Origin of the sequence: Marvinbryantia formatexigens DSM 14469 (assembly GCF_025148285.1) — a bacterium.
GTDB lineage: Bacteria > Bacillota > Clostridia > Lachnospirales > Lachnospiraceae > Marvinbryantia > Marvinbryantia formatexigens.
In genome coordinates this window covers 3,199,486-3,222,810 of sequence record NZ_CP102268.1, presented here as the reverse complement: position 1 = coordinate 3,222,810, position 23,325 = coordinate 3,199,486, and the positions used below count along the sequence as shown (strand labels likewise).

At 46.8% G+C, this 23,325-nt stretch carries 19 protein-coding genes and 1 pseudogene; 5 read left to right on the top strand and 15 right to left on the bottom strand.

Annotated elements, in window-relative coordinates:
* Positions 1 to 45: 45 nt before the first annotated feature.
* The 7 genes from NQ534_RS15120 to NQ534_RS15090 form a co-directional block, all read right to left on the bottom strand.
* On the bottom strand, positions 46 to 870 hold the full coding sequence (locus tag NQ534_RS15120) for a carbohydrate ABC transporter permease (RefSeq protein WP_006861640.1): 825 nt from the start codon (positions 868 to 870) through the stop codon (positions 46 to 48).
* Positions 867 to 1,685: a carbohydrate ABC transporter permease gene (locus NQ534_RS15115; protein WP_242655339.1), complete on the bottom strand. Its 819-nt coding sequence runs from the start codon at positions 1,683 to 1,685 to the stop codon at positions 867 to 869. Before NQ534_RS15115 ends, NQ534_RS15120 begins: the two co-directional genes overlap by 4 nt.
* 136 nt (positions 1,686 to 1,821) lie before the next feature.
* On the bottom strand, positions 1,822 to 3,102 hold the full coding sequence (locus NQ534_RS15110; RefSeq protein ID WP_006861638.1) for an ABC transporter substrate-binding protein: 1,281 nt from the start codon (positions 3,100 to 3,102) through the stop codon (positions 1,822 to 1,824).
* Between the two features lie 87 nt (positions 3,103 to 3,189).
* Positions 3,190 to 4,179 carry a LacI family DNA-binding transcriptional regulator gene (locus tag NQ534_RS15105; RefSeq protein ID WP_006861637.1) on the bottom strand — a complete coding sequence of 330 codons (990 nt, stop codon included), beginning with the start codon at positions 4,177 to 4,179 and terminating at the stop codon, positions 3,190 to 3,192.
* 250 nt (positions 4,180 to 4,429) lie between these two features.
* The gene (locus tag NQ534_RS15100; RefSeq protein WP_006861636.1) at positions 4,430 to 6,085 is read right to left on the bottom strand and encodes a galactose/methyl galactoside ABC transporter permease MglC; all 1,656 of its coding nucleotides are present in this window, start codon (positions 6,083 to 6,085) and stop codon (positions 4,430 to 4,432) included.
* Between the two features lie 18 nt (positions 6,086 to 6,103).
* Entirely contained in the window at positions 6,104 to 7,612 is a 1,509-nt protein-coding gene (locus NQ534_RS15095; protein WP_006861635.1) for a sugar ABC transporter ATP-binding protein, read from the bottom strand.
* A 94-nt stretch (positions 7,613 to 7,706) separates the two neighbouring features.
* Entirely contained in the window at positions 7,707 to 8,915 is a 1,209-nt protein-coding gene (locus NQ534_RS15090) for a substrate-binding domain-containing protein (RefSeq protein WP_416388634.1), read from the bottom strand.
* Between the two features lie 438 nt (positions 8,916 to 9,353).
* Here NQ534_RS15090 and NQ534_RS15085 point away from each other — a divergent pair, with 438 nt between their 5' ends.
* The 4 genes from NQ534_RS15085 (at position 9,354) to NQ534_RS15070 (ending at position 13,054) form a co-directional block, all read left to right on the top strand.
* The gene (locus NQ534_RS15085; protein ID WP_006861632.1) at positions 9,354 to 10,043 is read left to right on the top strand and encodes a response regulator transcription factor; all 690 of its coding nucleotides are present in this window, start codon (positions 9,354 to 9,356) and stop codon (positions 10,041 to 10,043) included.
* Positions 10,044 to 10,199: 156 nt separating this feature from the next.
* Positions 10,200 to 11,126 (top strand): ABC transporter ATP-binding protein, encoded by a 927-nt coding sequence (locus NQ534_RS15080; RefSeq protein ID WP_006861631.1) that lies wholly within the window; start codon positions 10,200 to 10,202, stop codon positions 11,124 to 11,126.
* Complete coding sequence (locus tag NQ534_RS15075; protein WP_006861630.1) at positions 11,120 to 11,893, top strand: ABC transporter permease; 774 nt, start codon at positions 11,120 to 11,122, stop codon at positions 11,891 to 11,893. The genes NQ534_RS15080 and NQ534_RS15075 overlap by 7 nt, the downstream gene beginning before the upstream one ends.
* Positions 11,894 to 12,097: 204 nt before the next feature.
* Positions 12,098 to 13,054, top strand: a complete 957-nt coding sequence (locus NQ534_RS15070) for a sensor histidine kinase (protein ID WP_050778296.1) — start codon at positions 12,098 to 12,100, stop codon at positions 13,052 to 13,054.
* On the opposite strand, the gene NQ534_RS15065 is transcribed toward NQ534_RS15070, so the two are convergent.
* A complete protein-coding gene (locus NQ534_RS15065) occupies positions 13,002 to 14,135 on the bottom strand; it encodes a DUF2974 domain-containing protein (protein ID WP_006861628.1) in 1,134 nt (377 codons plus the stop codon). The two genes, NQ534_RS15070 and NQ534_RS15065, sit on opposite strands and share 53 nt — an antisense overlap.
* A gap of 255 nt (positions 14,136 to 14,390) precedes the next feature.
* Between NQ534_RS15065 and NQ534_RS15060 the strand changes: the two genes are divergently transcribed.
* Positions 14,391 to 15,251 carry a phosphoribosylaminoimidazolesuccinocarboxamide synthase gene (locus NQ534_RS15060; RefSeq protein ID WP_040782991.1) on the top strand — a complete coding sequence of 287 codons (861 nt, stop codon included), beginning with the start codon at positions 14,391 to 14,393 and terminating at the stop codon, positions 15,249 to 15,251.
* A 237-nt stretch (positions 15,252 to 15,488) separates the two neighbouring features.
* On the opposite strand, the gene NQ534_RS15055 is transcribed toward NQ534_RS15060, so the two are convergent.
* From NQ534_RS15055 to NQ534_RS15025, 7 genes and pseudogenes are all read right to left on the bottom strand, one after another.
* Complete coding sequence (locus NQ534_RS15055; protein ID WP_040782988.1) at positions 15,489 to 16,142, bottom strand: HAD family hydrolase; 654 nt, start codon at positions 16,140 to 16,142, stop codon at positions 15,489 to 15,491.
* A gap of 84 nt (positions 16,143 to 16,226) precedes the next feature.
* Positions 16,227 to 18,404, bottom strand: coding sequence for an alpha-L-rhamnosidase (locus tag NQ534_RS15050; protein WP_006861624.1), 2,178 nt, complete (start codon positions 18,402 to 18,404; stop codon positions 16,227 to 16,229).
* A 186-nt stretch (positions 18,405 to 18,590) separates the two neighbouring features.
* Positions 18,591 to 19,286, bottom strand: coding sequence for a hypothetical protein (locus tag NQ534_RS15045; RefSeq protein ID WP_006861623.1), 696 nt, complete (start codon positions 19,284 to 19,286; stop codon positions 18,591 to 18,593).
* Positions 19,283 to 20,800: a DUF1538 domain-containing protein gene (locus NQ534_RS15040; protein ID WP_040782892.1), complete on the bottom strand. Its 1,518-nt coding sequence runs from the start codon at positions 20,798 to 20,800 to the stop codon at positions 19,283 to 19,285. The genes NQ534_RS15045 and NQ534_RS15040 overlap by 4 nt, the downstream gene beginning before the upstream one ends.
* A 225-nt stretch (positions 20,801 to 21,025) precedes the next feature.
* Positions 21,026 to 21,679, bottom strand: a pseudogene (locus tag NQ534_RS15035) (Hsp70 family protein); the annotation flags it as partial.
* A gap of 70 nt (positions 21,680 to 21,749) precedes the next feature.
* Entirely contained in the window at positions 21,750 to 22,505 is a 756-nt protein-coding gene (locus tag NQ534_RS15030) for a J domain-containing protein (protein ID WP_006861620.1), read from the bottom strand.
* On the bottom strand, positions 22,498 to 23,325 hold the full coding sequence (locus NQ534_RS15025) for a DUF5685 family protein (RefSeq protein WP_040782885.1): 828 nt from the start codon (positions 23,323 to 23,325) through the stop codon (positions 22,498 to 22,500). Before NQ534_RS15025 ends, NQ534_RS15030 begins: the two co-directional genes overlap by 8 nt.

The window sequence follows — 23,325 nt, the reverse complement described above, 5'->3', positions numbered from 1 at the left end:
CTCAATCTCATTTATAATACTGTCCACTTCATCTTTGACAATGTTTTATCCTTTTACGGCTCCTGCCGTTACCCCTTCCGTAATATGCTTTGACATAAAGGCATATACAATCATAATGGGGACAATCGAAATTGCCAGCGCTGTATATGTAGCACCATAATCTCTGTTAAAAGAACCACGTAAATTCATAATCAGAAGCGGCAAAGTAAAATTTTTCTGACTAAACAATACAATCATTGGTACCATAAAATTATTCCATGATGCTACAAAATTAAAAATAGACATTGTCGCTATCGCTGGTTTAATAAGCGGAATTACAATTCTGTTAAATATCAGAAATTCCCCGCAGCCTTCCATCCTTGCACATTCCAGTAATGAATCCGGAAGCGAGGAGCGAATATACTGCATAATAAAAAATACTGTACTTGCATTTGCAATAGATGGCAGAATCAGAGGGAAAAAGGTATCCAGTATTCCCATATATTTGCACAGACGGAAAAATCCAATAATTCCAAGCTGGGACGGAATCATCATTGACATCATGATAATCGCAAAAATAATATTTCTTCCCCTAAATTCATATTTCGTAAGCCCAAAGGCTGTCAATGCTCCAAAATACCCACTTAAAACGGTACTGCTAACAGTTATAATTATACTATTTAAAAATCCCCGGCCAATATCAATCATATTCGTCATATTATGATAGTTTTCAATCAGACTGTCACCAGGAAGCAGATATAGCCCTGTCATAAGTTCGTTTGTACTATGCGTTGCATTGATAATCATAATATAAAATGGCAAAAAACAAATAATAGTCAGTAAAATCAACAGAAGATAAATCAGAACTCTTGATATTGATTTTCTTTTCATCCATTCTCACCTTCTTCCTTAGGATTCAATACACGGAAAAACAGTACAGAAAATATAAGAATTATTGCAAACAGCCCATAAGAGACCGTCGCTCCATATGCATAATTTTTATTTTTAAACGCAGAATTATACAAATATAACACCATCGTCATCAGCGATTTCTGCGGTTCCCCATCGCCTCCGGTAAGTGCCATTGGAATATCAAATATCTGCATGCCGCCAATCAAAGAAGTAATCACCACATACAGCAGTGTTGGTCGTATCATTGGCAATGTAATTCTAAAAAAACGCTGTACGCTTCCTGCTCCATCTACCACGGCAGATTCAATCACCTCATTTGGAATGGCTTTTATACCGGCAGTCAGCAGAATCGTACTGTGTCCAAACCACATCCACCACTGTATCGCGGAAGTAATACCCTGCGCAAAGGAAGGACTTCCCATCCAGTTTACCGGTTCTTCAATCAGGTTTAACTGCAGCAATATTTTATTAACTGTACCAGTCTGCCAATCAAGCAATACGCCAAATAAAATACCAATCGAAGCTGCTGTCACCAGATTCGGCAGATAAAACAATGCCCGGAATACGTTTTGCCCTTTTAAACGATACTGGCATAAAAGAACCGACAGAATCAGTGCCGAAATCATTTGCGGAACAATACAGCCAAGCCATATTTTCCAGGTATTTATTACACTCTTCCAAAAAACCTTGTCTTTTAGCAAATGCTCATAGTTCGCCAATCCTGCAAACGATTTATCATAGTCTGTTGTCAGACTCAATCCGAATGTATATAAAATCGGATACAACTGAAACACCAGAAATACAATCAGATATGGCGTTACAAACAAGTATCCGCATCTGGCTCTTTTTTGTTTCATGGACATTCCCCTTCCTTTCTCTTATGGTTGAAAACAGGGGCGGACACCGCCCGCCCCATTTTACAGACCCTGCTTATTCTACAAGAATACTCTGATATGCCGTTGCAACGTCTTCTTTAAATTGCGAAATTGCTTCGTCCTTATCCAGTTCTCCCTGCACATATAATTCCACATTCTGATTCAGAAGATTATTGATGGTGTCATCATATTTTGTTACAAGAGAAACGTCTATTTTTTCTGCCTCCTCTTTAAAAAAGCTGAACGTATTCTGACCCGCACACCATTCATCAGCATAATCAGCTACTACCTCATCAACCACTTTTGTCGAAGCCGGAAAATCAGACTTATCCGCGATATACTGTTTCAGATAATCCTCATCTGTCGTAACAAATTTCAGATATTCCCATGCAAGTTCCTTATTCTCACTTTTTTTGTATATACCCATATAAGTCCCGCCATTAAAGTAGGAATTCGGCATGGAAGCAATCGCCCAGTCTCCCTTAGAATCCGGAGCACTCCCCTGAATCACATACTGCATACCCCATGTTGGCAATACATATCCAAACAACGAATCATCCGCCGCTGCCGCATACCATGCCGTTGACCATGCATCCAGCTTTGCATCATATCCATTGTCACGAACCTGTTTGCAAATATCGAAATAAGTATCTACATAAGAATCCATCTGAAAAACTCCATCCACTACCCACGGCGTTTCACGCTCACTGTAGCATGCAAATGTCCAGATATCATCATACTTCGGAATAAAGGCTGTCTTTCCATCACTTGCATCATAAACTTTTTGTGCTGTCTCCAAAAAGCCGTCCATAGTAGAGAGCATGGAAGAAATATCCTCCGGGTCATCCGTTCCCAGATATTCTTTTGCAAGGCTTCTTTTATACCAGAACCCACCCGGTGTCGCCTGCCAGCTTACCGCGCGTAAATTTCCTTCTGCGTCGGATGCCACTTCTTTCGTATAGTCAATCAGTTCTCCCACTGTTTCTTCTGCATTATAGGGTTCCGCACTTAAGTTTTCCCATGCATCCGCCTCGATATAATTTTTCAGAGTTTTAACATCCGCGCAAAAAACATCCGGTCCATCTGCTTCATTTTCCACTACCGTCTGCATTTTTACATCATAATCCTGTCCAATCTGTGTAAATTCTACCTTTACATTCGGATATGCTTTTTCAAAAGCCTCAATTTGATAAACAGGGTCGTCTGTCCATGACCAGATTGTCAACGTTCCTTCTAAAGACGATGTATCTGTACTTTCTTCCGCCAGTACCGGAACCGATATAAGACTTCCTGCTGCCATCATCACTGCCATTTGTACACAAATTTTCTTCTTCATTCTTCTACTCCTTTTCTACTTTATAGTTTGTTTATATGTTTCCCCAAAAATGGTAGCGCTACCATTTTTAGGTAAAAAAACATACGCTTATCGCGTAGTTTCTTTTTCTGAAATTTTCGTCGGAAAAATTTTCTGAACAGGCGGCTGTCCATCTTCAATCTGGGCAATCAGAGCTCTGACAAGATAGGCACTCATCTCCTTTATCGGCTGTTTTACCGTTGATAAATGCACATAAGAGTCATAATTGCTGAACATAATATTATCATACCCCAGAACAGAAATATCCTCCGGAACCCGGTATCCACACTCTCCTGCTCCCTGAATAAAACCATGTGCCATTACATCATTAAAACAAAAGACAGCCGTCGCTCTTGATGCAATAATTTCTTTTGCCAGATTTCTCGCCTTATCATAGGAGAATTGACCTGGAAAGACCAGTTCAGATTCAAACCGGATATGATTTTCTTCCAACGCTTTCTGATACCCCTTCATTCGGTCGATGCTCTCATAATAATTTTCCTTTCCCGTAAGAATCGCTATTCTTCTATGTCCCAGACGAATTAAATATTCTGTTCCTCTGCATGCTCCATCTATATTATCTGTATCTGCCTGAATAATTCCGGGAATCCATTCTCCCGTTTTAAATACCGCAGTCGGAAGTTCCATTTTTGTCAGCTTTTCCAGCTGCTCCTTTGTCACAGAATTATCTCCCATGAACAAAAATCCATCTACCTTTCCGTGCAGAAGTGCAATCGGGTCTTTATGCTCATTCTTATCTGTACGATTAATGACAAACAGCGTACTATAGCCCATTTCTCCACATACATGATAAATCTCCTCGCCTGCCGCCGAGTAAAACGGGTCATTCAATGTATAGCTGCTGATTACTCCAATATTATGACTTTTTCCCGCCGCCAGTGTACGTGCTGCAGTATTCGGACTATAGTTCATTTCCTCTATTACTTTTAATACACGTTCTTTTGTAGAAGGTTTTACCTTGTTTCCCCCCAGCAGCACGCGTGATACCGTGCTTTTGGATACTCCTGCTTTTTTTGCAACATCATCAATATTTGCCATTTTTTATCTCCCGCTTCGTTATATTGACATATTACAATAAAATGGGAGCGGTGTCAATATTATTTTTGCACATAAAATAATTAATAATTTTTAATAAATCCGACCTTGTATTTGTCGTATTTTACAATTTCTTTCTATTACTGCAGTTTTAAGCAGAATACTATTTGGAATAACTCCATGCTCTGCATGAAAAAGCTGCTCTTATACATTAAAAAAGAGCCGGACACCGCCGGCTCTTTCGCAAAACTTCTTATTTTTTCTGCACATATTTCAGACAGTCGAGTGTTACCGCCACCAGAATGATGATACCGGAGAACACGAACTGCAGGTTTGTGTCGATACCGAGGATGGTAAGGGAGTAGGTAAGTGCGGTGAAGATGAATACACCGACTACTACGCCCGAAATCTTACCGATACCACCGGTGAAGGATACGCCGCCTACTACGCAGGCTGCGATAGCGTCCATTTCCCAGCCCTGCCCGTAAGCTGCGGAACCGGAACCGAACATTCTCGCACATTCCAGCCAGGAACCGAAACCATAAAGGATACCTGCCATAACGAATGCGCCAACGGTTACCTTGAATACCGAGATACCGGAAACTGCCGCCGCCTCAGCGTTTCCGCCGACCGCGTACAGATTCTTACCAAACGTTGTCTTGTTCCAGATAAACCATACGATAATGACCGCTGCCACCGCCCAGAGAATGATGGTGGGGAAGCCGTTAATCTTCGGGATAATCATGCTCGGAATCGAGGATTCAATCGCACCGAAGGATACACCCTTTGTCGCATAGGTTACAAGACCAAAAATTACCAGCATGTTCGCCATCGTGGAAATAAACGGATGCATCTTGAACTTCGCCGTGAAGAAGCCCGCAATCGTTGTGAAGAACGTACACAGAACCACGCAGGCAAGCAGTCCGAGGAAGACTCTCCCCACCACCGGGATTCCGGTAAAGTCAAACACATGTCCGAATACGGAACCGGTGTTGACGCCCTGATGCATGATAATCGTCGCCGTCGTCATACCCATACCTACCATACGTCCGATGGAAAGGTCGGTACCTGCAAGAAGGATCAGTCCGGCTACGCCGAGCGCAAGGAACATTCGCGGCGATGCCTGCTGCAGAATATTCAGTACGTTATTGTATGTCAGCAGCGGTGTGTGCTTGACAATCGGCGTAATGATACACAGCGCAATGAAAATAATCACGATTGCAATGTACAGACCGTTCTGCAGGAGGAATGCCCTGCGGTTAAAGGTATATTTGTAGTTTTCCCATTTCTGCGCCTGCGTCTCCGCAAAGGTGAACTTCGACATCCGCAGAAGGTCGATCAGATGATACTTGTAGCTGTAAGCTGCGTGTCTGCGGTCCTTAATCGTCTGCAGATCCTTCTCCAGACTCATTTTTGCGTCAAACAGACGGTTTTTATGTACATATTTCTCATCCTTGATTTCCTGGCTGTTGGACAGCTTCGCTACCGTCGTCTGGTGCTCCGCCTTTAATTTCGCCACCTTTTCCTCATAGGCGGTCTTGGCAAGCGCCTTTTCCTGCTCGCAGCTCTCCTTCACCGGCTGATAATACTCTTTATCAAAATGCGCCTTCAGATAGTTTTCCGCATCGGCAATCAGCCTGGAGACTTCATTTTTGTTTGCCGCCTCTACGCTCTTTGCCTTTTCCATCTCGCTGCGGAGCTTTGCAATCGCGGCTTCTTTCTCGGAGGCCGGCATCGTGCGGTCTCTCTTAATTGCATCGATACTGCTCTGGGCAGCGATGACCTTATCGGTGCCATCTGCTCTGAGCGCATCTATTTTTTTCTGAATCTTGCCGACATATTCTTCAATGGGCGCAAGCAGCTTTTTCTCCTGCTCTGCCGTCAGAATTTTTCCATTTCCATTTGCCATATTTATCGTTCTCCCTCACTATAGGTATTTCGCGCTGAGCCGCAGAAGCTCTTCCTGGTTTGTTTCCTTTGTATTCACAATACCGGAAAGATGCCCGTTCGACATAACGCCAATGCGGTTTGTAATTCCCAGAATCTCCGGCATTTCAGAGGAAACCACGATGATGGTCTTTCCCTGCTTTGCCATGCTGATAATCAGCTCGTAGATCTCATACTTCGCGCCTACGTCGATACCGCGCGTAGGCTCGTCCATCATGAATACCTTAGGGCTGCGCTCCAGCCACTTTCCGAAAATGACCTTCTGCTGATTGCCACCGGAAAGGCTGGTAATCATATCGTCCGGTCCCATGCACTTTGTATGCATAACCTTTATTTCATTCGCCGTCGCCTTTACCATCTTCGGGTCGGAAAGCGCAATGCCAGATTTATACTGGTCGAGGTTCGCAATCGTGGTATTGAACGTCAGGTCCTCCTTGAGGAAAAGCCCGTTCGCCTTGCGCTCCTCAGTAATCATCGCAAAGCCATGATCCATCGCTTCCCTGGCATTTTCAAAGTTCATAAGCTGTCCCTTATAATACACGCGCCCCGCCGCTCTGGTGCGGACGCCGAAGATCGTCTCCAGAAGCTCTGTACGCCCCGCGCCGACCAGACCATACAGTCCGAAGATTTCTCCCTCACGCACATCGAAGGAGATGTCCTGCAGATGCGGCTCGTATTTCGTGGAAAGGTTCTGGATGGAGAGCACCACGTCTCCCGGTTTGTTGTCCACCGGTGGGAAACGGTTCTCCAGGGAACGCCCTACCATCGCCGCGATCAGCTCGTTCATATTGGTCTCTTTTGTTTCCTTGGTCATGACCAGATTACCGTCCCGCAGTACGGAAATCTCGTCGCAGATTTCAAAAATCTCATCCATCTTATGAGATATGTAGACCAGTGCAATGCCCTGCTCCTTCAGCATCCGCATCATTTCAAACAGCTTGTTTACCTCCTGTACGGTAAGCGAGGAGGTCGGCTCATCAAGAACGATTACTTTCGCGTTGTAGGAAATTGCCTTGGCAATCTCACACATCTGCCGCTGTGATACGGACATGTTCCGCATCGGCTGCGTAAGGTTTACTGTCATTCCAAGCTTACGGAAAAGCTCCGAAGCCTCTTTTTTCATTCTGCCTTCATCAACGACGCCCAGTGAATTGACCGGATAGCGGCCAAGGAAAAGGTTGTCGATTACGTTCCGCTCCAGACACTGGTTCAGCTCCTGGTGAACCATCGCGATACCGTTTTCCAGGGCATCCTTCGGTCCGGAAAAGTTTACTTCCTTTCCATCCAGGAAAATGGTGCCCTCATCCTTCTGATAGGTGCCGAAAAGACATTTCATCATCGTCGATTTGCCGGCGCCGTTTTCGCCCATCAGACCCATAACCGTCCCGCGCTTCACGTCCAGATTGATGTGGTCGAGCACCCGGTTTCTGCCGAAGGATTTGCTCATGCCGCGTATTGATAAGACATTTACATCTTTCTTATCTGCCATTCTTATTACTCCTATGCCTGATATTTTCCCCTACTAAAAGGAATAGGGAGAATTTCTTCTCCCTGATAATCCTTGCATCTTTATCCAAACAACCTTACTGACTAAGCAGAGATGTATAGGAAGCTGCGTTGTCTGTCTTAACCATGTTGATTGCGAATGCATCATACTGGCTCGGATTTCCGAGACGGTTTGTGATGTTGGACTCTGTCTGTCCGTCGCCGCCGATGTATTCCACATTCAGATTCAGAAGGTCATCATACTTCTGAAGGAGCGGCTGGTAGGTAGCGCTGAGGAAGTTATCTGCTGCGTTGTAGATGTTCAGCCATACAGACTTCGTTGCATGTGCGCTCTCATCAAGCTGGTTGGATACCGGAGCGTAGGTTACGGTAGCATCCAGATAATCTTCGTAGTTGTCAGCGGTAACTGCTACGTTCAATGCGTAGTAGGAGCGCTGCTCTTCATTGTATACATATACATCGTCTGTCAGAACGTTGCCTGCATCATCTGCTGTGCCGATACCGGTGTCGATATCTACGCCGTCCAGTGCGTTGCGCAGAACACGAAGTGTGAGGTAAGCCTGTACATCTGCGTGCTGGCTGATGGTTCCGCCGTAGCCCTCTGCGATAGCTGCTACTGCGTCGCTGTTTGCATCGTAGCCGAAGGTTGCCACGCCCTGGTCTTTGGACCATGCATTGAACATTGCCATGCCCATACCATCGTTATTGGAAACAACGATATCAATCTGATCGCCGAAGGAAGCGGACCATGTACCGATTGCGTTTCCTGCGGTAGCTGCATCCCATGTAGCACCTGCGGAGTTCTTCATTTCCTGGGAAGCCAGCTCACGTACCACGTAGGTCGTGCCGTTGATTTCCAGTGTGCCGTCCTGTACCACGCTTGCGGAACCGTCGGTATTTGTACCTGCCGGATCGCTGTTGATGTCGCCGTCTTTGTCAACGCCTGTGCCAAGAGCTTTACGAACACCTCTTGTACGTGCGATGGAATCATTGTGTCCGATATCGCCGATTGCCAGAACGTAACCGATTACGCCGTCGCCATTGCGGTCGATCGTATCTGCATGTGCCTCGATATAATCCTTTACCATTGTTCCCTGAAGCTCTGCGCCCTGGTTTGCGTCAAATCCTACATAATAGGTATTCTCGTTGAAGCTCAGAGCCGCCATATCAAGCTCACCTGTGGAGCTGTTGGACGGCTGACGGTTGAACCATACAAGCGGCTTATCTTTGTTAGCCACCTCGCCCTCAGCAAATGCTGTCATGGAAAGACCCATAACTGCTGCCATTGTCAGTGCAAAAATTCTCTTTTTCATACTTGAAATTCTCCCTTCTGACCGGACCTCTGTCCGTGCCGTTTGTTGATATCGACATTATACACGATGTTGTTCCGGAAAAAACATAGAATATTTTTCTTTTTACATTGAAATTTTTAAGATTTTTTCGTTATATTATACAATAAATTTATGTTTTTTTCAGAAACGCCGTCATTTCTTCCACCGTTCTGCCACAGACAGGAGATATGGCAGCAGCGGATAGCCTGCTTTAGCTGGCGGTCTGCCGCCTGCATAGCTTACGCCTGAACAGGAATCAGGCGGCTGCCTCCCGGCGAAAAACACAGGAATCCAGTAGCGCATCCGCCCCGGATATGCTATTCTATGACATGGGTCCGGTGCTTCAGGTCCCGGTTTCCCTTATCAGACCAGATAAAGACAGGAGAAAAACATATGGCAAAAATTCTGATTTCCGAGGACGACGCGGACATTAATCATCTGATACGCAGTATCTGCGAAAAAAACGGGCTGCAGACAGCGCAGGCATTTTCGGGCACGGAGGCTCTCCTGCGGCTGGAGCTGGAAAGCTTTGATATGATAATTCTTGATCTGATGCTGCCGGGTATGACCGGCGAGGAGCTGCTGAAAAGAATACGCGCAGAAAAGCAGCCGGATATCCCGGTTCTGGTGCTCTCCGCAAAATCATCCCTGGCGGACAAGGTGCAGCTTCTGACCGGCGGCGCGGACGATTATATGACAAAGCCCTTCGAGCCGGAGGAGCTGCTGGCGCGCATTACCGCCTGCCTGCGCAGAGCGCAGAGAATGCCCGCGGCAAAGCCTGCCGCAGATGACATTTCTTATAAAAAGCTGTGCATCTGCCCCGCCGCGCGCAGAGCGACGGTAAACGGGCAGGAGCTTGTGCTCACGCCCCACGAATATGACATCCTGCTGCTTCTTGCGCGGGAACTTGAGAAGGTCTTCTCCCGCGAGACGCTCTATGAACGCGTCTGGCAGGGAGGCTACTACGGCGAGGACAACACCGTGAATGTCCATGTGAGCAACCTGCGCAAAAAAATTGCCGCCTGCGACGCAGACAATGAATACATAAAAACAGTCTGGGGCATTGGTTTTAAAATGGCGTAGGCAATCTTTATGATTTCTTTAAACTTTCCTGAGGACTTATTTAAAGTGCAGATTTTATAATACAATCCATAACGGACCGTTAAGCAAAAGCTTTACCGGCATAAGCAGCCCTGCTTTGCAAACGGCCGACTGATAGAGAAAGGAATTAAGAAAGCTATGGAAACTTATACTGCAAGGTCCTGTGAACTCACAAAGTATTACCATAATTTCTGCGCGCTGGATAAAGTGTCTATTTCCATAAAACGCGGGGAAATCTACGGTCTGGTCGGCGACAACGGCGCCGGCAAAACAACCTTTCTGAAGCTTCTTTCGGGACAGATTTTTCCGACTGCCGGGGAGCTGTCCCTGTTCGGAAAGCACACACAGAAGGATTTGCAAAGCGCGCGCTCCCGTATCGGCGTGCTGATTGAGGAGGCCGGTTTTTATCCGACGCTCACCGTCGAGCAGAATCTGGAATATTACCGTCTGCAGAAGGGTATCCCCGGAAAACAGCCTCTGGAGGAGGCGCTGGAGATGACCGGTCTGTCTGAATTCCGTAAGAAATCCTGCCGGGAGCTCTCCTTTGGCATGAAGCAGCGCCTCGGTCTTGCCGTCGCCCTGCTCGGCGTGCCCGAATTTCTGCTGCTCGATGAGCCCATCAACGGACTGGATCCCAGCGGGATTCTGGAAATGCGCAACCTCCTTCTGAAGCTGAACCGCGAGAAAAACATCACCATTTTATTATCCAGCCACATTTTAAGCGAGCTGGAGCAGATTGCTACCATTTTCGGATTTCTGCAGAGAGGGAAGCTGCTGGAGGAGATTTCCGCAGAAGCGCTTTATAAAAAATGCGCTGATTATGTGGAAATCCAGGTGTCGGACGCGCAGGTCTACGCCGTTCTTCTGGAGCAGAAATTCGGACATACGCACTATCAGATTCTGCCGGAGGGGAAAATTCACATATTACAGGCGGACCGCCCGACGGAAGCCTACAGCGCCCTGGCAGTTGACGCACACCTTGCAGTGCACAGCCTTATGCGCTGTCACCAGTCGCTGGAAGAATATTACATGAATCTGAAAAACGGGGGTACAAAAACATGCTAAACTATATAAGAAGTGAAATTTACCGTATCCTGCACAGCCGCTCCCTTTATATCTTCGGCGCAGTCCTCTGTGGAATTGTATTGCTTACGCATATTGCCTTAATTATCGGCGCTGCGCTCACCCCGGATTTTGCTTATAACACCGTGCGCTTTTCCCTAAATAACTTTGTGGCGCAGCCGTTTATTATGGTAATTCTCGGCGCCGCTGTGGCGGGCGTGCTCTTTAATGAAGACCGGAAATCCGGCGTTCTGAAAACGACCGTCGCTTACGGCATTTCCCGCGAAAGCATTTTGATTGGCAAGTGTATCGTCAGCCTGCTGACCGCCCTGCTCCTGCTTCTCGTCGTTTTTATATTTTATGTTGCATGTGCTTTTCTCACCCTGCGGGAGCCGGAGTGGCTGCCGGTGCAGCAGATGCTGCTTGCTATCGCCGCCTCCCTGCCGAGCGCCGTTGCCTCTCTGATTTTTGCGAATGTCATATTCATGCTCTGCCGCAAAGAAATAACCGGCATGCTCTGGTGGGTCCTGCTCTTCTACGGCATTCCGATGGCGTGCTTTCTTATCGGTCTGAAATCTGCGCTCTTTGCGCGTATCGCAGAATGGATGCCGTACAACTTCCTGCGCATGGACGTAGTCGTATCCATGAACACCTACAACAGTATCTGGGATACCGCAGGAGGGATGCTGCACTGCATCGCCGCCGGCGTTATCGGCTGTGTTATCTTTCTTATCTGGGGCGTGCTTCGCCTGCGCCGCCTGGAGCTGTAAGCAAAAAACGTCCGCCTGGCGCATTTGTCGTATGCACGGCGACTTAAGCGCTGGCGCTCCGCCGGACAATGCGCGGCCGCCGCATCCATCGTGGCGGGCTCTATCCATCGTGGGGGCTCTATCTGCTGACGCCCTGCCGCGGACGGCTGGCTTTACACACTTTCACTCTGCCGCGGACGACTGGCTTTGAAGGGAGGAACTTTTATGCAGACAATTTTACTTATTTTATTTATTCTGGCGGCAGTGTATTTTGCATACCGTTTCTTCCTGCTGCAAAAATCCATCCGCCAGACCACCGCCGCTCTGCGGGAAATAAACGATGCTCTTCCAGAAAACCGCATCGTAAAGCTGCCCGTTCATGAAGCTTCTCTGGAGGAGCTTCTGCAGGTAATCAATGAAAATCTCACCGCCATCCGGCAGGAGCACATCACCTATCAAAAACAGGAAAAGCTCCTGAAGGAGCAGATTGAGAACATCAGCCACGATTTGCGCACGCCGCTGACAGCCGTGCTCGGCTATCTGAAGCTGATAAATAAAGATTCCCTGGATACGGCAGACGCCGGATATCTGGAGACCGCCATCCGCAGAGCTGAATCGCTGCAGACGCTGATTGCACAGTTTTACGAGCTTTCGCGCGTCACCTCACAGGATTTTTCCGTCAAAAAAGAATCCGTGGACGCGGCGCGGATTCTGCGTGAAACCTGTCTGGAGCATTATGCGCAGTTTGAAGCAGCGCATCTGGAGATAAACTGCCAGCTTCCCGCGCACGAAATATGCATTCACGGGGATGCAGATGCGCTGAAGCGCATCTTTGTCAACCTGCTGCAGAACGCCCTGCGCTACGCACAAAGCCATATCTTTGTGCGCGTGCAGGAAAATCCGGCGGGCGGCAGCGTCTGCTTTCTTTTTGAAAACGATATCCTGCCGGAACAGGCGCCCTCCGACCCCACCCGCCTCTTCGACCGCTTCTATATGCAGGAGCAGTCGCGCAGCCGCGGCGGCACCGGTCTCGGTCTCACCATCAGCAAAAGTCTGACGGAGCACATGGGCGGCAGCATCAGCGCCTCCTGCCGCGCCGGGGGTACCCTCCCGCTTTTTACCATACAGGTTATGTTTCCGGTTCCGGAGACTTCTTCGGTTCCTGGCTGCGCGGCACCTTAAACAGCTCCGGGAAGTTCTTCATGCGGAGCGACGCCAGATTTCTGAGCGCACAAAACACAAATTCCCGCGTTTCCGCATCAAGCTGCGATACCTTCTGGAATGCCGCCGGAATGTTTTTCTTCCAGCCGGAGCTAAACTCGGAAATGGTGTCTATCCCGTTTACAGCAATTACCTCAAACAACGCATCAACAAACCGTTCCCGTTCCTCCTCCGAGAGGTTGCGAATCCATTCGTTCAGCGCGGCGTCCCGCATCTTCGCGCCCGGCGTCAGCCCGCTTAACATGCAGAACTGCCCGTCCTCCACCATCCAGGAAAACGGATCGTGCTGCCAGAGGCTGACGCTGCTGCTTCTGACCACCAGATAATCCTCCTGGTTTTCCAGAAGCATTCCCACCAGAGACGACTGCGGAATCGTCTTTTCCACCTTTGGCAGCGTGTGCTGGAACGCTTCGCTGCTCAGCACCGTCTCCTGGAAGCCAGGACCATCGTGCGAGTATATTTTCCGGATACGTTCCCGGATTTCGGGAGCGCACTTTGCCGCCGCATAAACAGACAGGTTTCCACCCTTGGAATGTCCTCCTGTCAGAAGCGTTCCCTGCGTGTGCAAAGCCGCCTCACTAAGATATCCCACAGCGGCTTCCTGCGAGGGGACCGGGCACTGGAACGCCATATTAAAGTCCTCTTTCCACCCCACAATGGTATCATCCGTTCCCCGGAATGCAACATAAGAAAGTTCCGGTCCGATTCTGAAAGTGGTAGCAGAAAACTGCTTTTCCCGCTCTCTGTCAAGCTGCTCCACATAGCCGCAGACTGTAATCCCGCGGAACCGCGGACTTGCCGCCAGCGCGAATAAAAGCTGCCGGTTTCCCTCCGGATTCCATAAATCCGCAAACATTTCCGAGAAATATTCCGCGCAAAGCAGCTCCCGGATACCCATTCCGCGCCAGCTCCTTATTTCACTCATTGACTCCGGAAAACGCATATACGAAACCCATGACAAAATCAGACTGTCCACCGAATTAAACGGGCGCACCGCAAAGCTGTCCATCATCGTTTCCGCATAAGTAATCATATTATTCATCGCTCTCACGCCATCCTTTCCGCCTTATTGCGAATTTCCGCCAGAATAAATTCATTATATCAGAAGACCTTCCGTTTGAACAGACATAACCGTGCACAGGGCACTGTCCACTTCGTTCGCAGTAACGTGCACCCGGCACAGGCAAAAATATATTTTATTTTGGTATATCAAAATAAAATAAACTATGGTATAGTGTATCTGTAATAGCTTAAATAATAACTGAAACAGGAGTGGATACGAATGAGCGCAGAAGAAATGAAACCGATAAAAGAAGGAAAGGTCCGTGAAATTTATGACAACGGCGACAGCCTTATTATGGTTGCCACAGACCGCATCAGTTGCTTTGATGTGATTCTGAACAATACGGTAACGAAAAAGGGCACGGTACTTACGCAGATGTCAAAATTCTGGTTTAATATGACCGAAGACATCCTTCCGAATCACATGATTTCCACAGATGTGAACGATATGCCGGAATTTTTCCGCCAGCCCCGTTTTGACGGCAACAGCATGATGTGCAAAAAGCTGGAAATGCTTCCGATTGAATGCATCGTACGCGGCTACATCACCGGCAGTGGCTGGGCAAGCTATAAGGAAAACGGTACCGTATGCGGCATCCGCCTTCCGGAAGGACTGAAGGAATCCGACAAGCTGCCGGAGCCGATTTACACCCCGTCCACCAAAGCCGAAATCGGTGACCACGATGAGAATATTTCCTTTGAGCAGAGCATTGCACATCTGGAAAAATATTTTCCGGGCAAGGGTGAGGAGTATGCTGTAAAGCTTCGCGACTGCACGATCGCACTTTACAAAAAATGTGCGGATTACGCTCTCAGCCGCGGCATTATCATCGCGGATACCAAATTTGAATTTGGTCTGGACGAAAACGGCAATCTCGTGATAGGCGACGAAATGCTCACCCCGGACAGCTCCCGTTTCTGGCCGGCAGAGGGCTACGAGCCGGGACACGGTCAGCCGTCCTTTGATAAGCAGTTCGCCCGCGACTGGCTGAAAGCAAATCCGGGCAACGACTGGACGCTGCCGGAGGATATCGTACAGAAAACCATCGATAAATACCTGCAGGCTTACGAGCTGCTCACCGGAGAGAAGCTGTAAAGTCCCTCTGCAGATTCCAGGTATGTAAAATTTGCTTTCTCATGGGAAAATTTAAGAAATTCCCATGAATTCAAAAATGCCGCTGCGTTCTTTGCTCATTGCGAAGATAGCAGCGGCATTTTTATCATATAAACAGCAACACCATGAAAAAACTCCGCCTGTACGGTAAAACTCCCCGGAGAGCTTCGGAAAATGGTCTGTTGAATTGAAGCCGTACGGGCAGAACGGCGGCTTGGTCTACGCCCCCAGAATCTGTCTTTCCAGCTCCTCTGCAGAATCCACGATCAGCTCCGCCCCCTGCGCAGTAAGAAAATCCCGCTCCCGGAAGCCCCAGCTCACGATGATGCAGTCCATCCCGGCATTTTTCGCCGTATGGATGTCCACCTCCGAATCGCCGATGTATACAGCATCCTGCCGGTCAATCTGCAGTTTTTTCAAAACCTCGTTCACAGAGTCCGGCGCCGGTTTCTTCCTCACGCCTTCCTTTTCGCCGATTGCGCAGTCCATCAGCCCTGCAAAGTATTGCTGATTCAGCTCCTGCACGGCAAAGTCCCCCTTATTGGAGACAACCGCTGTCCGGCAGCCGCTCTTCCGCAAATCCTGCAGCAGCTCCGTGATGCCGTCATAGGGCTTTGTCCTGTCCGCACAGTGTATTTTGTAATGCTCCTTAAAACGCTCCAGAATCTTCGTTTTCTTTTCTTCCGGGCAGTCTGACGGAACCGCCAGCTCAATCAGCCTCTGCATCCCGTTGCCCAGGAAACGCCGCACATCCTCCCGTTTCCGCACAGGAAATCCCGCTTCCGTCAGTGCAAAATTCAGACTGCTCTCCAGATCCTCCAGTGTATCCAGAATCGTTCCATCCATATCAAAAATCGCAAGCTTATAACTCATGATGCCGTACTTCCTTTCCATAACCATCTGTTGGCTGCTCTTTATTCTACCACGGCACTCCCTGCTGCACAATTAAAAAATAATTCAGGTATTCTGCAATCTGCCCCAGAATGTATATTTTCCCGGTTCTACGTTCATAGTTTTTCCGTCGATTATGATTTCTGCGGGCATCTCTGTCTTAATATCGTAGCGGATACTGTCTTTTTCGCAATTCCACCTTGAAGATACCATTCCGTTCCTTGTCCTGACGGAAACCTCCAGCCATCCAATTCTTCCATCCGGGTGCGGTTCGATCCTTACCCGGCGAAATCCCGGTGCTTTCTCCACTGGTGTGATTCCCGCTGCAACCTCATAAATCCAGTCTGCTACTGCTCCGTAAGAATAGTGATTAAAAGAATTCATATCTGCGCTCCAGAAATTTCCGTCAGTCCGTATGCCATCCCAGTGTTCCCAAATCGTGGTCGCTCCTTTTTCCACGGGATACAGCCAGGAGGGATACCCGGTTCTGAGCAGGAGAGAATACGCAAGAGCCGTATGCCCGTAACTGCTCAGCACATGCAGAATCAGAGGCGTACCGACAAAACCGGTCTTTATCTGTGTTCCATCCTGTATGATCAGCTCCGCCAGGTCATCCGCTGTCTTCTGTACATCTTCTGCAAGTCCAAAATGTACTGCCAATACATGCTCGGTCTGCGTGTAATATCCGGGAAAAGTCTTCCGAAAAGCACTGACAATTCTTCTATGCAGCTCCTCATATTCGCCCATATCTTTTCCTATTACTCTGCCCGCTCTTATCAGCAGCTCCGTAGAATATGCATAATAAGCCGTGGCAATCAAATCTTCCCTGCTGGATCCTTTATAGCTGCCCGCAGGTGCGTCGAGACCCAGCCAGTCTCCATAATGTTCTCCGCCAGTCCAGAGGAAGGGCTTCTTTGTCGAAGCAGTGATGTAGTCCACCCACCTTTTCATGCTGTCAAACTGGTCTTCCAGAATTTTCTCATTCCCATATATCATGTAAATCTGCCACGGACAGATTACTGCCGCGTCTCCCCATGCTGCACTTGGTCTGTCCCCCGGCATATAATCCGGTACGACCGTCGTCACTGCCCCGTCTTTCCTCTGCTCCGCCGCAAGATCCCGCAGCCATTTCGTAAAAAACTTCTCGGTGTCGAAATTATAGCAAGCGGCTTTCACAAATACCTGGGCGTCCCCGGTCCAGCCAAGACGCTCATCACGTTGTGGACAGTCCGTGGGAACATCAAGGAAATTTCCTTTCTGCCCCCACATTATATTGGATACAAGACGATTAAGCCTGTTATCCGATGATGCAATGTGACCGGTCTGTTCCATATCCGAATAAACTGCATTTGCCGTAAACTGTTCCGTATACAATTCACTGTCTTCCATTTTCGGGAACTCATCCAGCATGATATAGCGGAATCCGAAAAATGTAAGCCGGGGATGCCACGTCTGTCTCCCTGCGCGGCAGATATAAGTAATTTCCGCCTTTGCGCTTCTGTAATTTTCGTTATAGAAATTCCCCTCATGGTCAGTCATTTCCCCATGCAATATGTGAATCCGCTCTCCCTCATGCGCATTCACTGAAAATTCTACATATCCGGTCACCTCCTGTCCAAAATCGACGACTAACTCCCCCCTTGGTGTTCGAAACACAGATTTTGCGTAAATACGCTCCATCTCCCTGATTTTACATCCTTCCTGCGGAATCAGAATATCCTTAGACCAGTTTAGTATCACCGCCCGTTTCCAGTCCGCCGGACAAAAACATGCATCATATACTTCACCGTCATAGATTTCACTGAATCGGACAGGACTTTCTGCATATTCCCATGTTTCATCCGTATACAGCTCTTCCTGTTTTCCGTCTTTATAGATAACAGAAAGCTGTGCAATAAGACCGCAGGGTTGTTTTTGCCGCTTCTCTGCTTCTTCCGGATATGCAAAGTCAGCCATACGCGAACGGAACCATCCTTTTCCCACCGTTATCTCCAGCGTATTTTTCTCTTCCAGCATTTCCGTGATATCATACTCCTGATACTGTAAACGTGTTTTATAGCTCGTCCACCCAGGTGCCAGCACGTAATCGCTAATTCGTTTTCCATTCAGTTCTGCTTCATACACTCCAAGAGAACTCATCATAATTCTGGCGCATTTTACATGTCCGCTGCAATTCCATGTTTTCCTGAATACGGGGCAGATATCCCCCAGATCTTCTGATACAGTAATCCACATTGCCTGCATAATTCCTGTCCCTCCGTTCGTTTAAAATATAAAAAACAGTTTTTATAGTTCTCCCCAACGGTAACCCATATTTTCTCTCATTTCAAGGTTTCTGGCACATCCTGCATTTTCCCGGCACAACCGGCAGTCTGATATACCTTTCGTAAACAACAGTCATTCCATCATCTTTTCTAAATCTCCCTGCTGTTAATTCTCCATACCGGCAATCTCTTCAACAGGAACCGAAAGTATCACTCCTTTTGCCGGTGTTTTTAATCCGCAGGAATCACTGACAGATTTCATAATATCTGCCTTCTTATCTTTTGGAACAATTACCAGTACAAATTCCTGTTCTTCCTGCATGGAAATTCCCAAAAACTGTACAATCGCTTCATTTCCCCTCCGTCTGCCCCGAATTACAGAACCGCCTTTTGCGCCTGCCTTTAGTGCAGCATCAATTACATGATCGCTATATCCTTCTTTTACTGCCGTCAAAACCATTGTATACATGGCATCTTTGTTCATTTCGATTTCATTCCTTTCAATATTTTCTTCCAGTTTTCTGCGCATTTCTTCATCCATCATCTTCAGCACGATTTCCTGTATTCCAGTTATCGGAATGGTTCCGGCTATCCCCATTCCCTTTCTGGTAATATGATACTTTTGCGAGAGACTGGTAAATATTGAATCCACTAATTTCTGAGGCAGGATTGTCACTGTGATCAGTCTTGCTCTCCCGCTTAACCCGCAAATATCCAGCAATTCTGACTTCGCCGTTCCCTGCCCTCTGCATTGATAATAAATAGGTAAATGAGCTTGAAAAAGCAATTCTTCTATCTTTTTCGCCTCTTTCACATCCGTTATTGTAAACAGCAGACGCATAGCCAGCATATTCGATTTCATAACGATTCCTCCTCCAGTTCAATAATCGTATCTTCTGCTATTTCTTTTTCAGACGGCAATGTATTCTTCTTCATCTTGCATTTATAAATAATTCCCATAATCTGTATTGCAATCAGAGGAGCTAATGCCACTAATGCTATGACACCGAAAGCATCTGTCACCACATTCCCGCCCACAGCAGTACATACACCCATTGATAATGGCAGCAAAAATGTAGACGTCATGGGACCGCTGGCCACCCCGCCGGAATCAAACGCAATGCCTACGAAAACCTGCGGAACAAAAATACTTAAAACGAACGCCGCTACATATCCGGGAATCAAAATCCAATAAATTGCGATTCCCGTTAATGCACGCAGCATCGCCAGCCCCACTGCACAGGCTACTCCGATTGAGAGACACTGATTCATCTGCTTACTGGAAATCATGCCTCCCGTAATATCCTCTACCTGTCGGTTTAAAATCTGAACGGCAGGTTCCGCCTTCACAATATAATACCCGATCAGCATTCCGATTGGTACAGTCAACCATTTATAGGTCCCTGCCGCCAGACCTTCTCCCAACAAATTTCCTACTGGCGCAAAACCAACATTTACTCCTGTCAGGAAGAGAATCAGACCAATAATCGTATATCCAAATCCTACACTCATTTTTAGCAGCTGACGCCTGTGATATTTATGTGTACAAACCTGGAATACCACAAAAACCGCAATGATCAGAAGCATACTGACGATAACTTCTTTTGCGTACTGTGGTATCGCCCGTACAAACTGGTGTACAACATCCTGCATAGTGACAAGATTGGGAATAACCGTAGTCGTATAAACCGCATCCGTCGGATGATAAAAAATACCCAGGACAAGTACCATCAGAACCGGTCCGACACTGCTCAATGCAATCAGTCCAAAGCTGTCGCTGGCACTGTTTTTATCACTTCTCGATGCAGAAAGCCCAATTCCTAAAGCCATAATAAAGGGAACTGTCATCGGACCGGTGGTAACACCCCCGGCGTCAAATGCCACCGCCAGAAAATCTGATGGAGCTGCCATTGCCAAAACCAAAAGAATCAGATACATTCCAATCAATAAATAGGTAATCGGTATTTTATATAAAATTCTCAAAACCGCCGCAACAAGAAAAAGTCCCACGCCAATAGCAACCGACAGTACCAGCACTGAATTTGGGATGGATGCAACCTGATTCGCCAGCACCTGGAGATCCGGTTCTGAAATAGTGATAAGCGTTCCCATCAAAAAGCATCCGCAGATAATCAATGGGAGTTTTCGTTTTTTTACAAGTTGTCCGCCAATGCCCTGTCCCAATGGCGTCATTGACATTTCCGCTCCAAGCTGAAAAAATCCCATACCTATAATCAATAACACCGCTCCAACCAGAAACATTGCTATCGCCTCAATTTTTACAGGCACTAATACAATGCTTAAAAACAGTACGATCATTGTAACAGGCAGAACGCTTGTGAGTGATTCCCCCACTTTTTCCTTTAGTTTATCCATGCTCGTCCGTCGCCTCTTTCTTATGTATGATGCGTCATTTTGTTTCCACACGAAGGACAGGTTATTTCTATTTTTCCTTTTCCTTTGGGTACTCTTACTTTTTTCCCACATACCTTACACATAAATATCCTATGTGTTTTGCGCTGTTCAAAATTCATCTTTACCAATTCAACATAGCTCATAAATTTATCTTTCCAGCCTTTCATCTTTTGTTACCTGCCTTTCTTATTGTTCAGACCCAAATGCACCGGACACCAGATTTTCCAACTGGCTTTTTTCTGATCTCATATCATTGATTTCAGTTTCTGTTACTTTATCCAAACGGCATTTATCTACCAGCTTTCTCAACGTATTACTTTTCTTTTTTATCCGTTTTTTCACTGATTTATCAAGCTGTTTTCCTGCATCCTTTACTTTTTGCCCTGTTTCATTTAGCAGGCTCTGGCACTCATTCAACAGTTCCGCCGCCTCCCGGCGCACCTGATCCTGTCCTGCATAGTTTCTTGCATCTTCCATAGCCTGCTCGATTTCGGCATCTGACATCCTGTCATTGGCAGTAATGGTAATAGACTGCTGTTTCCCCGTATCCAGATCTTTTGCAGAAACCATCAGTATTCCGTTTGCATCTATGTCAAATGTCACTTCAATCTGCGGCACACCTGCCGGAGCCGCCTTGATCCCTTTCAGTTTAAACTTACCTATGCTTTTATTGTCCTTCGCCATCGGCCGTTCTCCCTGCAGGACATTGATTTCCACAGATTTCTGATATGGCGCCGCTGTTGAAAACACCTGTGAATAGCGGGTGGGCAAAGTGGAATTTCTTTCTACCAGACGTGTCGCCACTCCGCCGACTGTTTCTATGGACAAGCTCAGCGGCGTTCCCAAGTCGATTCCTATTACTTTGCTCATGATCCATGCCTCCTGTTTCATTCTTCATTTATCGGATTCATCATCTGCAGAACATGCAAAACATTTGTATCACACAGAAACTCCGGCAGATTTTGTTCATCCCATCCGCATATTTCTGATATTCCTGCCCGTCCTGATTGTATGCTGTCCCGGAATTTTGAAAGCTCTGCAGCGTGTTCTGATAGAGTCTGTTTTCCGGTTCCTTCTGTATTGCCTTCTGAATCTGCTCAACAGCCTGTATATGGTTTCCCATCCCATAATTCGATAAGGAACTCAGATAATACCATCTTGCATTCCTGTCCTTTCCTAAAATCTGGTTTAAAATTTCATTGGCTCTTGCAAATTCACGTATATTTATTAAATCAATTGCCTGACGGATTTCTTCACTGTCACCCGGCTCCACTTTTGCCTTCGGCGGCGTGTATGTTCTGCCCCGGAAGGAAAACAGATCGTCAAAGTTGAAATCTCCAAATCCGCCATATCCTCCGCCATTCCCTTCATTCCGATAGCCTCCCCAGCCATTGCCGTATGTGGAACCTCTCTCTGAGTTTCTTTCATATGTGTTTCCATAGGAATAACTGTTCTGTTGAGATTTCTGCTGTTCTTTCTTATATTTTTCAGGATTATTCAACATATCGTAGGCTTCGTTTATCTCATTCATTTTTTCCGCTGCCTGAGGATCATCCGGATGTAAATCGGGGTGATATTCCTTTGCTTTTTTTCGGTATGCTTTCTTTATCTCATCTTTTGTTGCATTTTCGGGTACGCCGAGAACTTTATACGGATCATCAACCATGCTTTTTCTCCTTCCTCTGCATTTTTTCAGAATATTTCTGCCACACGCCTCCATATAAGATGTTTCTCAGCAGATGTTGATCCTGGACCAAAGGCAGCTTTTCAAAAATCTGTGTCACATTCCCTATACACATTGTAAGGATTTCTTTCATTTCCTCCGGTTTTTTATTCATCCCGATCAGTGGGTTATAATTATGTTTCCTGATGTCCTCCTTGTAATCCATGGATGCGTCCATGAGGTAGATGAATTTCCCAAGTTCAAATCCAAAAGAGCGCAGGCTGTTACTCCAAAAATCCTCTTCATAAACAAAAAGTTCCGACAACATTTTTCCAGAACACTTAACCGCATCATCCGGCTTTGTATCCGCTGTTGAATTTTCTATCTGCTCCAATTCCCTGATGCCTTCCGAAATAGCCTTACATTGCCGGGGGTATTTTTCAGCAACCTCCTGATACTGTTTCTTTATGCTTCTCGCATACAGGCGCTTCAAATATTTCTTTTCATCCTTCCAGTCATCCATACATTTGTAATAAGATAAGGCAATCGTCATATCCGCAGCATACGCCGTAAATTTATTTTCTGTCTCTGTCTTTTTATGTAACGGATGGACTCCGCACCGGAACTCCCCTGCTTCTTCCTCTGGCTCATAGAGCGACGACAAAAACAGAATCACAAATGTCATGTCATAACTTAAACTGATTCTTTCCAACTGCCCGTACCTTGTTTTTAAGTTATTACATAACCCGCAGTAAGCACTTTGATAACGGTTGATTTCTTCTTCACTTAACCCCGTTTTATTACAACAGATATATCCATACAT

Excerpts from the sequence above, each read along its gene's own strand:
- NQ534_RS15120 (WP_006861640.1), bottom strand. The coding sequence starts at position 870 with ATGAAAAGAAAATCAATATCAAGAGTTCTGATTTATCTTCTGTTGATT.
- NQ534_RS15110 (WP_006861638.1), bottom strand. The coding sequence starts at position 3,102 with ATGAAGAAGAAAATTTGTGTACAAATGGCAGTGATGATGGCAGCAGGA.
- NQ534_RS15105 (WP_006861637.1), bottom strand. The coding sequence starts at position 4,179 with ATGGCAAATATTGATGATGTTGCAAAAAAAGCAGGAGTATCCAAAAGC.
- NQ534_RS15100 (WP_006861636.1), bottom strand. The coding sequence starts at position 6,085 with ATGGCAAATGGAAATGGAAAAATTCTGACGGCAGAGCAGGAGAAAAAG.
- NQ534_RS15095 (WP_006861635.1), bottom strand. The coding sequence starts at position 7,612 with ATGGCAGATAAGAAAGATGTAAATGTCTTATCAATACGCGGCATGAGC.
- NQ534_RS15090 (WP_416388634.1), bottom strand. The coding sequence starts at position 8,915 with ATGGCAGCAGTTATGGGTCTTTCCATGACAGCATTTGCTGAGGGCGAG.
- NQ534_RS15085 (WP_006861632.1), top strand. The coding sequence starts at position 9,354 with ATGGCAAAAATTCTGATTTCCGAGGACGACGCGGACATTAATCATCTG.
- NQ534_RS15080 (WP_006861631.1), top strand. The coding sequence starts at position 10,200 with ATGGAAACTTATACTGCAAGGTCCTGTGAACTCACAAAGTATTACCAT.
- NQ534_RS15075 (WP_006861630.1), top strand. The coding sequence starts at position 11,120 with ATGCTAAACTATATAAGAAGTGAAATTTACCGTATCCTGCACAGCCGC.
- NQ534_RS15070 (WP_050778296.1), top strand. The coding sequence starts at position 12,098 with ATGCAGACAATTTTACTTATTTTATTTATTCTGGCGGCAGTGTATTTT.
- NQ534_RS15065 (WP_006861628.1), bottom strand. The coding sequence starts at position 14,135 with ATGAATAATATGATTACTTATGCGGAAACGATGATGGACAGCTTTGCG.
- NQ534_RS15060 (WP_040782991.1), top strand. The coding sequence starts at position 14,391 with ATGAAACCGATAAAAGAAGGAAAGGTCCGTGAAATTTATGACAACGGC.
- NQ534_RS15055 (WP_040782988.1), bottom strand. The coding sequence starts at position 16,142 with ATGAGTTATAAGCTTGCGATTTTTGATATGGATGGAACGATTCTGGAT.
- NQ534_RS15050 (WP_006861624.1), bottom strand. The coding sequence starts at position 18,404 with ATGCAGGCAATGTGGATTACTGTATCAGAAGATCTGGGGGATATCTGC.
- NQ534_RS15045 (WP_006861623.1), bottom strand. The coding sequence starts at position 19,286 with ATGAAATCGAATATGCTGGCTATGCGTCTGCTGTTTACAATAACGGAT.
- NQ534_RS15040 (WP_040782892.1), bottom strand. The coding sequence starts at position 20,800 with ATGGATAAACTAAAGGAAAAAGTGGGGGAATCACTCACAAGCGTTCTG.
- NQ534_RS15030 (WP_006861620.1), bottom strand. The coding sequence starts at position 22,505 with ATGGTTGATGATCCGTATAAAGTTCTCGGCGTACCCGAAAATGCAACA.
- NQ534_RS15025 (WP_040782885.1), bottom strand. The coding sequence starts at position 23,325 with ATGTATGGATATATCTGTTGTAATAAAACGGGGTTAAGTGAAGAAGAA.